Raw genomic sequence first — 14558 nt, 5'->3', positions numbered from 1 at the left:
TAGTCCTCTCCCCCATTCAGACCGGCTCCTCCGAGTCTCTCGCACCTTCGCGCCACGCCGACCAGGATCAACGCTTCGAGAGGAAAATCTCGTCCAGGACGGAGGCAAGACGTCGTGGGTCATGCCTCGGCGAGCCGTCCGCGGCCGCGACGTCGGCCATGACGAGCCGGGCGCCGAGCGCGGCGGCGGCCTTCTCCAGCGCGTCGGGGTCGTCCACCACTCCGGTGTCGGCGAGCACGACGTCGATCGCCAGATCGGGGGCGTGCTGTCTGAGCACCTCCAGATGCTGCTGGGGGGAGAAGTCGTCGGTCTCGCCCGGCTGCGGGGCGAGGTTGAGCGTGACGAGCCGCCTGGCCCTGGTCGCGTGCAGCGCCCTGGCCAGCTCGGGGACCTTCAGATGCGGCAGCACGCTGGTGAACCACGACCCGGGCCCGAACACGACCCAGTCGGCCTCCAGCACCGCCGCGACCGCCTCGGGGCGCGCCGGCGGGTCTACGGGCACCAGGGAGATGGCCTGCACCCGGCCGGGGGTCAGGGCGCACGCCACCTGCCCGCGTACGGTCGAGATGACGCCGTCGAGCTCCACCTCGGCCACGATGTCGAGCGGCACCGAGGCCATCGGCAGCACGCGGCCGTGCGCGCCCAGCAGCCGCCCGACCCAGTCGAGCCCCGCCACGGGGTCGCCGAGCAGCTCCCACAGCGCCACGATGAGGAGGTTGCCGACGGCGTGCCCGTGCAGGTCGCCCTCGCTGCGGAAGCGGTGCTGGACGACCTCGCTCCAGGTGCTGCCCCACTCGTCGTCGCCGCAGAGCGCGGCCAGCGCCATGCGCAGGTCGCCGGGCGGCAGCACGCCGAGCTCCCGGCGCAGGCGCCCGCTGGAACCGCCGTCGTCGGCCACGGTGACCACGGCGGTCAACCGGTCGGTCACCATCCGTAATGCCGACAGGGACGCGTACAGCCCGTGCCCGCCACCGAGCGCCACGACGGACGGCCCGAACCCGGCGTACCTGGGCTCCGCGTCCGCCCGCCCCTCCGGCGCGTGACCTTGCTCGCCGCGCCCCGCGGGACCCGGCGCATCTTCCGAACGGCCCTCTACCGGACGCGGCAGAGCAGCTTCGAAGCCTTCATCGGTCACTCCCGCCCCACATCCCGGTGGCTCACCTGGACCTCCATCCCGCGGTCGCGCAGCCGGGCGGCCACCTGCTCGGCCATGGCCACGCTGCGGTGCTTGCCGCCCGTGCAGCCGACCGCCAGCGTCGCGTAGCTCTTGCCCTCGCGCGTGTAACCGGCCGCGACCACCTGCAGGACCTCTTCGTAGGCGTCGAGGAACTCCTTGGCCCCCGGCTGCCCGAGCACGTAGTCGCTGACCGCGGGGTCGAGCCCGTTCATCGGCCGCAGCTCGGGCACCCAGTGCGGGTTGGGCAGGAAGCGGCAGTCGACCACGAGATCGGCGTCGACCGGCAGGCCGTACTTGAACCCGAACGACACGACGTTGACCCGCAGCCCCGGCCGGTCCTCCCCGCCGAAGTAGGCGACGATCTTGTTGCGGAGGTCGTGCACGTTGTGCGCGGAGGTGTCGATGACCAGGTCGGCGTTGGCGCGCACCTCGCGCAGGATCCCCCGCTCGCGGGTGATGCCGTCGACCAGCCGCCCCTCGCCCTGCAGAGGGTGGGGCCTGCGCACGTTCTCGAACCTGCGCACCAGCTCCTCGTCGCTGGCCTCCAGGAACACCACGCGGACGCGGACGCCGCGCCCTTCGAGCTCCTCGATGGCCGCGTTAAGGTCGGTGGTGAACGCGAGGCTGCGCACGTCGACCACGGCCGCGACCTTGTCGGCGGCCAGCTTGACCTTGCCGGCCTCCTCGGCCATCGCGAACAGCAGCCCGGGCGGCAGGTTGTCGATGACGAACCAGCCCAGGTCTTCCAGAGCCTTGGCCGCGGTGCTGCGCCCGGCCCCGGACATGCCGGTGACGATGACGAACGCGGGCTCGGTGCTCATCGCCCCACCTCATGCTCGGTGCGGACGACACCCTGGCATCCTGGCGAGATCAAGGTGACTCTCCCTTCAGCGTCGACACGATGACCTCGGCGATGGACGGGCCGATGCCGGGAACCTCGCAGATTTCGGCGGCAGTGGCCTCGCGTAGCTTCTTCACGGAGCCGAAGTGCTTGAGCAGCGCCTGCCTGCGCGCCGGCCCGAGGCCGGGCACGCCGTCGAGCGCGCTCTCCTTCACCGTCTTGGACCTCTTGGAACGATGGTAGGTGATGGCGAACCTATGTGCTTCGTCTCTCACCCGTTGCAGGAGGTAGAGACCCTCACTTGAACGAGGCATGATCACCGGCTGGTCGTCGCCGGGCAGCCACACCTCCTCCAGCCGCTTGGCCAGCCCGCACACCGCGACGTCGTCGATGCCGAGCTCGTCGAGCGCCCGCTGCGCGGCGGCCGCCTGCGGGCCGGCGCCGTCGACCACGACGAGGTTGGGCGGGTAGGCGAACTTGCGCGGCCTGCCCGTCTCGGGGTCGATGGGCCCGTGCCCGTCGTCGTCATCGGCGGCCAGCTCACCCGTGGCGGAGCGTTCCTCCAGGTAGCGGCGGAACCGGCGCATGATCACCTCGTGGATCGAGGCGACGTCGCCCTCCTTGGTCTTGACGGCGAAGCGGCGGTACTCGCTCTTGCGCGCCAGCCCGTCCTCGAAGACCACCATGGACGCCACGACATTCTCGCCCTGCAGGTGGGAGACGTCGTAGCACTCGATGCGCAGCGGCGCCTGGTCGAGGCCGAGCGCGTCGGAGATCTCCTGCAGCGCCTTGCTGCGGGTGGTCAGGTCGCCGGCCCGGCGGATCTTGTGCTGGGCGAGCGACTCCTTGGCGTTGCGCTCGACGGTCTCCATCAGCGAGCGCTTGTCGCCGCGCTGCGGCACGCGCACCTCGACGCGGGCGCGGCGCTGCTCGCTCAGCAGCTCGGCGACCGCCTCGTTGTCGGGCGGCAGCGCGGGCACCAGCACCTCGCGCGGCATGGAGTCGGAGCTGGCCTCGGCGTACATCTGCAGCAGGAACTGCTCGACGAGCTCGCCGGGCGAGGTCTCCTCGACCTTGTCGACCACCCAGCCGCGCTGGCCGCGGATGCGGCCGCCGCGCACGTAGAAGACCTGGACGGCGGCTTCGAGCGGATCCTCCGCCAGCGCGATCACGTCGGCGTCGGTGCCCTCGCCGAGCACCACGGCCTGCTTCTCCAGCGCCCGCTGCAGCGCCTGGACGTCGTCGCGCAGCCGGGCCGCCCGCTCGTACTCCTGCTCGGCGGCCGCCTCGCGCATCTCCTTCTCCAGCCGCTTGATGAAGCGGCCGGTGTTGCCCGCCATGAAGTCGCAGAAGTCCTCGGCCAGCGCGCGGTGCTCGTCGGGGGTGACCCGGCCGACGCAGGGCGCCGAGCACTTGTCGATGTAGCCGAGCAGGCAGGGCCGGCCGATCTGCCCGGCCCGCTTGAACACCCCGCTGCTGCACGTGCGCACCGGGAAGACCCGCAGCAGCAGGTCGACGGTCTCGCGGATGGCCCAGGCGTGGGAGTAGGGCCCGAAGTAGCGGGTGCCCTTGCGCTTGGCGCCGCGCATGACCTGCACGCGCGGGAAGTCCTCGCCCATGGTGACCGCGAGGTAGGGGTAGGACTTGTCGTCGCGGTACTTGACGTTGAAGCGGGGGTCGAACTCCTTGATCCAGGAGTATTCGAGCTGCAGTGCCTCCACCTCGGTGCCCACGACCGTCCAGTCGACGTCGGCGGCCGTGGTCAGCATGGTCTGGGTGCGCGGGTGCAGCGCGGAGAAGTCGGCGAAGTAGGAGTTGAGCCGCTGGCGCAGGCTCTTGGCCTTGCCGACGTAGATCACCCGGCCGTGCGCGTCCCTGAACCGATAGACCCCGGGGGATTCGGGGATGGAGCCCGGCCTGGGCCGGAAACTCAAGGTGCTACCCGCTGATCTCGCCACGCATTCAGCCTAGTAGCCCCCACCGACAAGGTGGCCCGCCGTACTCTTCGCGAACGTACGGCGGGCGCACCCGAGGCTAGGCCAGCATGATCTGGTCGTTCTCCACCTTGATCTGCTGGGCGGCCAGCGGCTGCTCGGCCGGTCCGGCCGTGACGGAGCCGTCGGTGATGGCGAACTTGCTGTTGTGGCACGGGCACACGATCGCGTCGCCCTCGACGCTGCCGACGGGGCAGCCCTTGTGCGTGCAGAGCGCGCTGAACGCCTTGAACTCACCGGCCGTCGGCTGGGTCACCACGACCTTCTGCTCCTTGAAGATCGTGCCTCCGCCGACGGGGATGTCGGCGGTCTTGGCCAGCGCGCCGCCTGCCTGCGGTGCGCTGGACGCTGAGGTGCTCGCGCCTGCCTGCGGGGCGCTCGATTCCGCGGGGGTCGCCGCGGTCGTGGCGGTGTCGGTGCCGCCGCTGCACGCGCTGATCGCAAGCGCCAGGCCACCCGCGCCGACGCTTGCGAACACCGCCCTGCGGCTCTGAAGGTCATCTGCCATGCAGCTCACCCAAGCGAACCAAGGTGAGAAATTCATGAGACCTTTCTCAGGCGAGTCTGATCTTCTCGCTCAGGCGAGTCTGATCTTCTCGCCGTCCACCTTGATCTGCTTCTCCTCCAGCGGCTCGGTCGCGGGGCCGTTCGCCACGGAGCCGTCCGTGATGCTGAACGCGCTGCCGTGGCAGGGGCAGTTGATGGTGTCGGCGACCTCGTCGACCGTGCAGCCCTGATGGGTGCAGACCGCGCTGAACGCCTTGAACTCCCCCGCCGTGGGCTGCGTCACCACGATCTTCTGGTTCTTGAAGACCTTGCCGCCGCCCTCGGGGATGTCACCGGTGCTGGCCAGCGCCTTGGCTTTGGTCTCGCTCTTCTTCTTCGGCGCCTCGGACGACGGCTCATCCGCAGGTGGCTCGACCTCGGCTTCCGTGGTCGGCGAGCCGTAGCTCGCACAGGCCGTCAGAACCGCCGTGAGCCCAGCGCTCCCGGCACCGAGCATCACCGTCCGGCGCGTCGTTTCCGTCATGGTGCGTCCTCCCAGATTGGCTCTCACTTCAGGTACGGCCAGCGCCCTGGCGCCGGTTCAGCGTGCCCGAGGCCAATCCGGTTGGACTACGCACATTTACCTGTTCAGGCCACCACGATCCCGTCGCCTTCGACCTTCACCTGGAACGAGACGAGCGGCGCGGTGGCGGGGCCCTTGGTGGCCTGCCCGGTGTCGGCGGCGAACTCGCTGCCGTGGCAGGCGCACCTGATCACGTTGTCCTTGGGGGTGGAGACCTTGCAGCCCTTGTGCGTGCACGACGAGCTGAACGCCTTGTAGACGCCCTGCGTGGGCTGCGTCACCACGACCCTCAGGTCGTCGATCAGCTTGCCGCCGCCCACGGGCACCTCGGCCGTCTTCGCCAGCACCTTGCCCTTGAGGTTCGGCTTGGCCTGCGCGCCCCCGCTCCCGCACGCCGTCAGCGCCAGCCCGCATGCGGCGACCCCGGTCGCGCCCAGCACTTCCCGACGTCCCAGCCCGGTTTCCGACATGGCTCCGCCCCCGATCGTGTGATTCGTACGACCCGCACCTCGTGTCGCCTTTGCCCCCCGTAGGTGCGGCCGTTACCAGGGTATTGACGCAACCCCTTGGTCCGGTCAGCGGGTGGCCGGCGGCGGGCGCACCGCCGGGAACGCCCGCCCATCGCTGCGGATGGGCGGGCGCCGGCGTCTCAGTGGGCGAGGATCTTGCGCAGGAAGCGCCCCGTGTGGCTGTCGTCCACCAGCGCGACCTCCTCCGGCGTGCCGCTGGCCACCAGGGTGCCGCCACGGGAGCCGCCCTCGGGCCCCATGTCGATGATCCAGTCGGCGGTCTTGATCACATCGAGGTTGTGCTCGATGACGATCACCGTGTTGCCGCCGTCCACCAGCCGCCCGAGCACCCCGAGCAGCCGCCGGATGTCCTCGAAGTGCAGACCGGTGGTCGGCTCGTCGAGCACGTAGATGGTCCGCCCGGTCTGCCGCCGCTGCAGCTCGGAGGCGAGCTTGACCCGCTGCGCCTCACCGCCGGACAACGTGGTCGCCGGCTGCCCCAGCCGTACGTAACCCAGGCCCACGTCGTTGAGCGTCTGCAGGTGGCGCTTGATCGCGGGGATCGCCTCGAAGAAGCCCAGGGCCTCCTCGATCGGCATGTCGAGCACCTCGGCGATCGTCTTGCCCTTGTAGTGGACCTCCAGCGTCTCCCGGTTGTAGCGGGCACCGTGGCAGACCTCACAGGGGACGTAGACGTCGGGCAGGAAGTTCATCTCGATCTTGATGGTGCCGTCGCCCGCGCACGCCTCGCAGCGCCCGCCCTTGACGTTGAAGCTGAAGCGCCCGGGCTGGTAGCCGCGCACCTTCGCCTCCGCCGTGGCCGCGAACAGCTTGCGCACGTGGTCGAAGACCCCGGTGTAGGTGGCCGGGTTGGAGCGCGGCGTGCGCCCGATCGGCGACTGGTCCACGTGGACGACCTTGTCCACCTGGTCCATGCCGTTGATCCGGGAGTGCCGCCCCGGCACCGTGCGCGCGCCGTTGAGCTCCTTGGCCAGCGCGTTGTACAGGATGTCGTTGACCAGCGTCGACTTCCCCGACCCCGACACGCCCGTGACGGCGGTGAACACGCCCAGCGGGAACTCGATGTCCACGCCCTTGAGGTTGTGCTCGCGCGCGCCCTTGACGGTGATCTGCCGCTTCTTGTCGCGCTTGCGGCGCTTGGCGGGGATCGGGATGCTCCTGCGCCCCGACAGGTACGCCCCGGTCAGCGACTCCTCGCTGCTGAGGAGGTCCTGGACGGTACCGGAGACCACGACCTGGCCGCCGTGCTCGCCCGCCCCTGGACCGATGTCGACGACCCAGTCGGCCGCCGCGATCGTGTCCTCGTCGTGCTCGACGACGATCAGCGTGTTGCCCATGTCTCGCAGCCTGATCAGCGTGTCGAGCAGCCGCATGTTGTCGCGCTGGTGCAGGCCGATGGACGGCTCGTCCAGCACGTACAGCACGCCGACCAGGCCGGAGCCGATCTGCGTGGCCAGCCTGATGCGCTGCGCCTCGCCGCCCGCCAGGGTGGCGGCGGCGCGGTCCATGGTCAGGTAGTCGAGGCCGACGTCGAGCAGGAAGCCCATGCGGGCGTTGATCTCCTTGACCACCCGCTCGGCGATCTGCATGTCGCGGTCGGAGAGCTTGAGTGCGGCCAGGAACTTGGCGCACTCGCCGATCGACATGCCCGACACCTCGGCGATCGACTTGCCCGACACGGTGACCGCGAGGCTGACCGGCTTGAGCCTGGCCCCCTTGCAGGCGGGGCAGGGGATCTCGCGCATGTAGCCTTCGAAGCGCTCACGCGCGGCGTCGCTCTCGGCCTCGGCGTGCCGGCGCTGCACCCACGGGATGACGCCGTCGTAGGTCGTGTAGTAGGAGCGCTGGCGGCCGTAGCGGTTGCTGTAGCGGACGTGCACCTGCTCGTCGTGGCCGTACAGCAGCGACTTCTGCGCCTTCTTCGGCAGCCGCTCCCACGGCGTCTCGAGCGTGAACCCCATCGCGTGACCGAGGGCCTCGATCAGCCTGGAGAAGTACTCGCTGGTGTGGCCGCCGGACCACGGGTGCAGCGCGCCCTCGCCGAGCTCGCGCTCGGGGTCGGGCACCACCAGGTCGGGGTCCACCTCCATCTTGGTGCCCAGGCCCGTGCACTCGGGGCAGGCGCCGAAGGGGGAGTTGAAGGAGAACGAGCGCGGCTCCATCTCCTCGAACGACAGGTCGTCGTAGGGGCAGTAGAGGTGCTCGGAGTAGAAGCGCTCGCGGCCCGGGTCGCCCTCCGGCAGGTCGACGAACTCGAGCGTGATCGTGCCGCCGGAGAGCTGCAACGCGGTCTCGACCGAGTCGGTGAGCCGGCGCTGCGCCGACTCCTTGACCGACAGGCGGTCGACGATGACCTCGATGTCGTGCTTCTCGTACTTCTTCAGCGTCGGCGGCTCCTCAAGCCGCACCACGGTGCCGTCGACCCTGGCCCTGGCGAAGCCCTTGGTCTGCAGCTCGCGGAACAGCTCGGCGTACTCGCCCTTGCGCTGCCTGACGACCGGCGCGAGCACCTGGAAGCGGGTGCCCTCCTCCAGCTCCATCACCCTGTCGACGATCTGCTGCGGCGACTGGCGGGCGATCGGCCGCGCGCACACCGGGCAGTGCGGCTTTCCGATGCGCGCCCACAGCAGCCGCAGGTAGTCGTAGACCTCGGTGATGGTGCCGACGGTCGAGCGGGGGTTCTTGCTGGTGGCCTTCTGGTCGATGGAGACCGCGGGCGACAGGCCCTCGATGAAGTCGACGTCGGGCTTGTCCATCTGGCCGAGGAATTGGCGGGCGTACGCCGACAGGGACTCGACGTAGCGCCGCTGGCCCTCAGCGAAGATCGTGTCGAAGGCCAGGCTCGACTTGCCCGAGCCGGACAGGCCGGTGAAGACGATCAGCGAGTCTCGCGGCAGGTCCAGCGAGACGTCCTTGAGGTTGTGTTCTCGTGCACCACGCACGATGAGGCGGTCTGCCACGGCGATCCCGGAAGTCGAAAGGCGGATAGGTCCACGGGGGATGGTAGACGGCGGCTCCGACAATTTCGGCGGCCCGCTTCACGGCCTCCGAAAATCCGTCCCTCACAGGTTACGGCCAACTCCCCCACAGGAAGGAGCCCTTCAACATTCAACCTCCTGACCTGCGGTTTTATGCCCGTCCTGCCAGCACACCCTAGATGACACAATCCGTGGACATGACCGTCCTACCTGCGCTGCAGGCCGAGCTCGCCTCGGCCACGAACCAGCTGCTGGCCACGGCCGCGTCCCTCTCCGACGCCGACGCCGCCGCCCCCTCACTCCTGCCCGGCTGGACCAGGGGACACGTCCTCGCCCATCTCGCCAGGAACGCCGACTCCTACGTCAACCTGCTGACCTGGGCGAAGACCGGCGTCCGCACCCCTCAGTACACCTCCCACGAGGCCAGGCGGGCCGGGATCGACGCCTCGGCGACCCGCCCGGCGGCCCGGCTCCTGGCCGACGTCGAGGACGGAGCGGCCCGTTTCGCCGCCGCCGTCCGCGACGTGCCCGCGCACGCCTGGGCGGCGCCGGTGGAGGGGATGCGCCCGCCGCCCCATCCTGCCTGGTACGTGCTCGTACGCCGCCTGCGCGAGGTCGGCATCCACCACGTGGACCTGGCGGCCGGATACGGCCCGGCGGACTGGCCCGAGCCGTTCGTGCGCCGCGAGCTGCACGACCTGCGTCTCTGCTGGTCACGCGAGCACAGCACGGTCAGCGAGATCGTGCTCAGGGAGGGCGCCCCGGACGGCGGCGAGAGGGCTGCGACCTGGCCCGGGCTCGGTCACGGCCCGGCCGTCACGGGCACGCCACGCGACATGCTTGCCTGGCTCACCGGCAGGTCCGGGGGGCAGGGCGTTAGTCTGTTGCCCGCGGGGCAGTCGCATGCGCCAGGTCCCGGGGGCGTCGATCTTCCAGAGCCGCCACCGTGGCTGTCGATGACCGCCCCCGCTGTTCTACCCGCGACGCCCCCGAAGGACTACCCATGACCTACACAGGTGACGTCCAGGTCGGCGGCCCCGCCGACGTGCGCGAGCTGCCCGCGCTGACGATCTGCAAGCTCGCCGTCGGCCCGTACGACAACAACGCCTATCTGCTGCGCTGCGCCGAGACCGGTGAGGGCCTGCTCATCGACGCGGCGGCCGACTCCGACCGGTTGCTCGCCCTCATGGCCGACCAGCCGGTCTCCACGATCGTCACCACCCACCAGCACGGCGACCACTGGCAGGCGCTGGAGCAGGTGACCAAGGTGACCGGCGCGCAGGTCATCGCCCACCCGCTCGACGCGTCCGCCCTGCCCGTGCCCGTGGACCGCACGGTCGAGCACGGCGACACGATCACCGTCGGCGCGCTCACCCTGGAGGTCATCCATCTGCGGGGGCACACGCCCGGCTCGATCGCGCTGCTGTACGACGGCGGCGGCGAGGCCGGCCACCACCTGTTCACCGGCGACTCGCTGTTCCCCGGCGGCGTCGGCAACACGTGGAACGACGCCGAGCGGTTCACCCAGCTCTACGCCGACGTGGTGGAGCGGATCTTCGATCGCCTGCCCGACGAGACGTGGGTCTACCCGGGCCACGGCAAGGACACCACGCTCGGCGTGGAGCGTCCCGCGCTGCCGGAGTGGAAGGCCAGGGGCTGGTAGGAGGCGGGCCGGCGGCTCACGAGCGGGCCGCCAGTACGTGGACGATCCGCTCGGCGGCCAGGGCGGGATCGTCGGTCAGCCCGACGAGCTCGCCCCACGACCATCGGTAGAACCACCCCTCGGAGAGCGGCACGCAGTCGACGGTCTCGGCCAGCATGACCGTGTCGGGGTGGCTGATGCGCAACGCGGGCGGGTACGACCGCAGCAGGGCGGTCAGCCCGCGTTGCTCCAGCTCCATGGCCAGCTTGCCGAGATGGTACGTGCGCGTGTGCTCGCGCGGCGTGGCCGACATGGATCCATCAAAGCCGAAGTATGACGAAAAATCCCGTCACTTACGGATCGGTTAGCCTTTGTAGTGCCCGACGCGCTGGGCTTCCTTGCGCTGCTCGCGCTTGTAGAACAGGACCCGCAGCGGGATCGCCGCCACGAGCGCGATCTGCATGGTCGCCCCGATCTTGATGGGCAGGTCGCCGCCCGAGGGCCAGGCCACCCAGAACGTGAGGAACGCCACGTTCACCATGATCCATCCGAGGACGACAGCCGCGAGCTGCCCCTTCGGCTTGGGGTACTCGATGCGGCTGACCATCAGCCAGGCCACCCCGAGCACGGCCATCAGCGACCAGATGCTCGGCTGGAACAGCAGCACGATGGAGATCACGGTCATGGCGCCCATCGGGATGGGCAGCCCCATGAAGTCGCCGCTCTTGGTCTTGACGCAGGCGAACCTGGCCAGGCGCACGACGCCGGCGACGAGCACGGCCGCCGCCGCGGCCAGCACCGCCATGAACGGGACCTGCTGCGTGAACCCGCCCCAGATCACGACCATGAACGCGGGCGCGAACCCGAAGCTGATGACGTCAGCGAGGTTGTCGAGCTCGGCGCCCATGGCCGAGGCGCGGAAGCGCCGGGCCACGAGGCCGTCGAACAGGTCGCAGGTCGCGCCGATGAGCAGCAGCACGATGGCGGTCGCGAAGTAGCTGGGCGCGGGCGTGAACCGCCCGCCGTCGACCTGGAGCTGCTGGATGGCGGAGTAGGCCAGCACGCACACCGCGAGGAACCCGCAGACGGCGTTGCCGAGCGAGAGCGAGTCGGCGGCGGACAGGCGGAACGCCTTGCCGACCGGACCGCGAGGCTCTTCCTCTTCCGCCTGCCAGCTACCGGCGTCAGCCGCGGTCAATTCTGGTCACCCCCGCAACCGTCTTCTGGCCCACGGACACCGCGGGAGCGATCCCTTCGGGCAGGTAGATGTCGACCCGCGAGCCGAACCGGATGAGCCCGATCCGCTCGGCCTGCTCCACCTTGGCCCCGGCGGTCAGGTACGGCACGATCCGGCGCGCCACCGCGCCCGCGATCTGCACCATCTCGATGTCGCCCAGCGCGGTCTCGAAATGCCACACCACGCGCTCGTTCTGGTCGCTGTCCTTGTTGAACGCCGGCAGGAACCCACCTGCCACATGCTGCACGGAGGTGACATTTCCCGCAAGGGGGGCACGGTTGACGTGCACGTTCAGCGGGCTCATGAAGATCGCGACCCGGGTGCGGCCGTCGGGCCACGGGTCGATGCTCTGCACCACGCCGTCGGCGGGCGACAGCACGCGGCCCTCACCCGGCGTGCGGTCGGGGTCGCGGAAGAACCAGAGCATGCCCCCGGTGAGCGCGCTCAGCGGCACCGCCGCGAGCGCCCATCGCCGGTCTCGGCGCGTCAGCAGAGCGGTGGCGGCCGCCGCGGCCGCCGTCGGGAGGAGCCACGGGGAGACCCCGCGCGCGAGCCTCATGCGGCTCGGCTTAGCAGAATCGTCTGACACGTACAACCTTTGGTGGTTTCTGGACTGGGCGCTTTGCCGTGATGTTACAGAACCCGCAACCATGACACGGCACAACTACACAAGCAAAGCGCCTCGAAGCCCATTTCGCTAGACCTGCTCCGGATGCGGCTCCTCGCCCTTGCGCGCGTCGATGCGGGCCTTGACCAGGCTCGCCACGGTGGTGATGACCATGGTGGCGCCGATGACCGAGAGCGACACCCAGATGGGAATTTCGGGCGCCCAGGAGACATGGCTGGAGTGCAACGCCTCCAATACGAGCTTAACCCCGATGAACCCCAGGATGAACGCCAAACCGTAGCTGATGTAGACGAGCCGCTGCAGCAGCCCGCCCAGCAGGAAGTAGAGCTGACGCAGCCCCATCAGGGCGAACGCGTTGGCCGTGAAGACGATGAACGGGTCCTTCGTGAGCCCGAAGATCGCCGGAATCGAGTCGAGCGCGAACAGCAGGTCGGTGCTGCCGATGGCGACCATCACGATGAGCATCGGGGTCACCATGCGCTTGCCGTCGATCTTGACGGTGACCTTGGAGCCGACGTAGGTCTCGGTGGTCGGGAAGGCCCGGCGCACCCACCGCAGCACGACGTTCTCGTTGAACTCCTCCTCGTCGCCCTTGAGGTGCTGGCGGACGATGTTGATCGCCGTGTAGACGAGGAAGGCGCCGAAGACGTAGAACAGCCAGCCGAACCGCTCGAGCGCCGCCGCGCCGAGCGCGATGAAGATGCCACGCATCACGAGCGCGAGCAGGATGCCGACGAGCAGCACCTTGTGCTGGTACGCCTTGGGGACGGCGAACCGGCTCATGATGATGAAGAAGACGAACAGGTTGTCGACGCTGAGGCTGTATTCGGTGATGTAGCCCGCGAAGAACTCTCCGGCTCTGTCGCCTCCGGAGGTGAACCACAGCAGAACCCCGAACGCCACGGCGAGAGCGACGTAGAAGGTGACCCAGTATCCGGCCTGCCGCATGGAGAACTCGCGTGCTTCCCCGCGGTCGACGATCCACAAGTCAACGGCTAGAACAACAAGAAGACCGCCGATCACGGCGATCCAGGCCCACAACGGTTCAGTCACTCAGACCCTCCGGCAAGCATGCTTCAGCGCCGGAGGTCTCTCCCGCCCGCGGAAATCTGCGGACCGGCAGCCCCGGGGGCCCCGTGGAGCGGGGCTGCACCGTGATGACGAGGCTGTCGCGAAGGGATACTCCCCTCCCTAACCCAGGCAGTATATGAGAACGCATGAAGGGCGCCTAATCATCCTCAGGGCCTCACGCCCGGTACACCCCGAGCACGTCCGCCACGACATCTTCGCTGTCGGGCATCTCCCGGCCGCGCCGCTCGGCCGCCGCCGCCAGCCTTTCCGCCGTCCCCGGCGTCTCCAGCAACTCCCGTACGGCTTCGCGGAACCTCCCCGCCTCCCCGTAGGGCACCAGGATCCCGGCGTCGCCCAGGATCTCGGGAATCCCGCCCACCTCGGAGGCGATGGCCGGCGTCCCGGTCATCAGCGCCTCCCTGAGCGTGAGCGGCTGGCCCTCCCACCGGCTCGGCATCAGCAGCGCGACGGCCGCGCCAAGCAGGTCGGGCACGTCGTCCCGGTTGCCCAGCAGCACGACGGGCAGCCCCTCGGCGTCGATCCTGCGCTGCAGCTCACCCCGCAGCGGCCCCTCCCCCGCCACGACGAACAGCGGCTCCCCGCCCGTCCCATGAACACCCCCGCGCGCCGCTCCCACCGGACCGTCGCCACCCCCACCCGGCACCCCCGCCGGCCCGCCGGCACCCTCACCCGCGGCTGTCGCAGTGGTGTCGCCGCCTGCCCGCCACGGTCCGGCCGCGATGTCGAGCAGCGTCTCCAGCCCCTTCTGCTGAGCCAGCCTGGCGACGGTGAGCAGAATCGGCCGGTTTCCCGCCTTCAGCTCGTCCCTGACCTCCTGAGGCGTCCGCTTCGCCGGCCGCGGCACGGGCGCCGCCACCACCGCCGCCCGCACGTCACGAGCCCCGAGCCGCCACATCCGCTCGCCCAGGTCCGGCGAGACGGTCAGCACGTAGCCCGCCCGCCGTGCCACGATCCGCTCCAGCGCCCCGTACACGAGCCCCACGAACCCGCCCGCGGTCAGCGCGTTGTGCAGGGTCACCACCGGCCCCCGCCGCCCCAGCGCCGCCAGCGCCCCGGCCCGCAGCCCGTGGGCGTGCACGACGTCAGCGCCCCTGGTCAGCCGCCGGACCGCCAGCACCGCCCGCAGGTCGTTCACGGGATGCGGCCGGTCGGAGACGGGCACCTCCACGAACCTGGCCCCCGCGCCGCCGAACGAGAACTGCTCCTCGACGCTCCCCGGCCCGATCACGAGCACCTGGTGCCCGCGTCGTACGAGCCCCTCCACGATCATCAGCACATGCCGCCCGGTGCCGCCCGACGTGGTGCCCAGCACGAAAGCCACCCGCACGCCCCGCTCCCTCCTCATCCCTTCACCACGATCCTGCCGCCAC

The 14558-nt window shown here is 70.0% G+C and carries 14 protein-coding genes; 2 read left to right on the top strand and 12 right to left on the bottom strand.

The window, feature by feature from the left end; all coding sequences use genetic code 11:
- Window positions 1–67: 67 nt before the first annotated feature.
- The 7 genes from HD597_RS10925 to uvrA all read right to left on the bottom strand — a co-directional run bounded on the left by HD597_RS10925 (window position 68) and on the right by uvrA (window position 8571).
- Window positions 68–982, bottom strand: coding sequence for a gluconeogenesis factor YvcK family protein (locus HD597_RS10925; RefSeq protein WP_308210959.1), 915 nt, complete (start codon window positions 980–982; stop codon window positions 68–70).
- A gap of 149 nt (window positions 983–1131) precedes the next feature.
- A complete protein-coding gene (rapZ, locus tag HD597_RS10920; RefSeq protein ID WP_253741893.1) occupies window positions 1132–1998 on the bottom strand; it encodes an RNase adapter RapZ in 867 nt (288 codons plus the stop codon).
- Window positions 1999–2047: 49 nt separating this feature from the next.
- Window positions 2048–3952 carry an excinuclease ABC subunit UvrC gene (gene uvrC / locus HD597_RS10915; protein ID WP_276083594.1) on the bottom strand — a complete coding sequence of 635 codons (1905 nt, stop codon included), beginning with the start codon at window positions 3950–3952 and terminating at the stop codon, window positions 2048–2050.
- Between the two features lie 100 nt (window positions 3953–4052).
- Window positions 4053–4520 (bottom strand): Rieske (2Fe-2S) protein, encoded by a 468-nt coding sequence (locus tag HD597_RS10910; protein ID WP_253741891.1) that lies wholly within the window; start codon window positions 4518–4520, stop codon window positions 4053–4055.
- 69 nt (window positions 4521–4589) lie between these two features.
- Entirely contained in the window at window positions 4590–5042 is a 453-nt protein-coding gene (locus HD597_RS10905) for a Rieske (2Fe-2S) protein (protein ID WP_253741890.1), read from the bottom strand.
- Between the two features lie 104 nt (window positions 5043–5146).
- Entirely contained in the window at window positions 5147–5551 is a 405-nt protein-coding gene (locus tag HD597_RS10900; protein ID WP_253741889.1) for a Rieske (2Fe-2S) protein, read from the bottom strand.
- 179 nt (window positions 5552–5730) lie between these two features.
- Complete coding sequence (gene uvrA / locus HD597_RS10895) at window positions 5731–8571, bottom strand: excinuclease ABC subunit UvrA (RefSeq protein ID WP_253741888.1); 2841 nt, start codon at window positions 8569–8571, stop codon at window positions 5731–5733.
- 215 nt (window positions 8572–8786) lie between these two features.
- On the opposite strand from uvrA, the gene HD597_RS10890 reads away from it, so the two are divergent.
- Complete coding sequence (locus HD597_RS10890; RefSeq protein WP_253741887.1) at window positions 8787–9596, top strand: maleylpyruvate isomerase family mycothiol-dependent enzyme; 810 nt, start codon at window positions 8787–8789, stop codon at window positions 9594–9596.
- Entirely contained in the window at window positions 9593–10252 is a 660-nt protein-coding gene (locus tag HD597_RS10885; protein WP_253741886.1) for an MBL fold metallo-hydrolase, read from the top strand. The genes HD597_RS10890 and HD597_RS10885 overlap by 4 nt, the downstream gene beginning before the upstream one ends.
- A 16-nt stretch (window positions 10253–10268) precedes the next feature.
- Here HD597_RS10885 and HD597_RS10880 read toward each other — a convergent pair whose 3' ends face one another.
- The 5 genes from HD597_RS10880 to HD597_RS10860 form a co-directional block, all read right to left on the bottom strand.
- Entirely contained in the window at window positions 10269–10544 is a 276-nt protein-coding gene (locus tag HD597_RS10880; RefSeq protein ID WP_253741885.1) for a hypothetical protein, read from the bottom strand.
- A 51-nt stretch (window positions 10545–10595) separates the two neighbouring features.
- Window positions 10596–11429, bottom strand: a complete 834-nt coding sequence (gene pssA, locus HD597_RS10875) for a CDP-diacylglycerol--serine O-phosphatidyltransferase (protein ID WP_253741884.1) — start codon at window positions 11427–11429, stop codon at window positions 10596–10598.
- A complete protein-coding gene (locus HD597_RS10870) occupies window positions 11416–12027 on the bottom strand; it encodes a phosphatidylserine decarboxylase (RefSeq protein WP_253741883.1) in 612 nt (203 codons plus the stop codon). The genes pssA and HD597_RS10870 overlap by 14 nt, the downstream gene beginning before the upstream one ends.
- Window positions 12028–12165: 138 nt before the next feature.
- Window positions 12166–13149 (bottom strand): TerC family protein, encoded by a 984-nt coding sequence (locus HD597_RS10865; protein WP_253741882.1) that lies wholly within the window; start codon window positions 13147–13149, stop codon window positions 12166–12168.
- Between the two features lie 193 nt (window positions 13150–13342).
- Window positions 13343–14515 (bottom strand): glycosyltransferase family 4 protein, encoded by a 1173-nt coding sequence (locus tag HD597_RS10860; protein ID WP_253741881.1) that lies wholly within the window; start codon window positions 14513–14515, stop codon window positions 13343–13345.
- Window positions 14516–14558 lie beyond the last annotated feature (43 nt).

The sequence above is a fragment of the Nonomuraea thailandensis genome, from assembly GCF_024172165.1.
GTDB lineage: Bacteria > Actinomycetota > Actinomycetes > Streptosporangiales > Streptosporangiaceae > Nonomuraea > Nonomuraea thailandensis.
The sequence above is the reverse complement of the archived record's forward strand: the minus strand, read 5'-3'. Positions and strand labels throughout refer to the sequence as shown.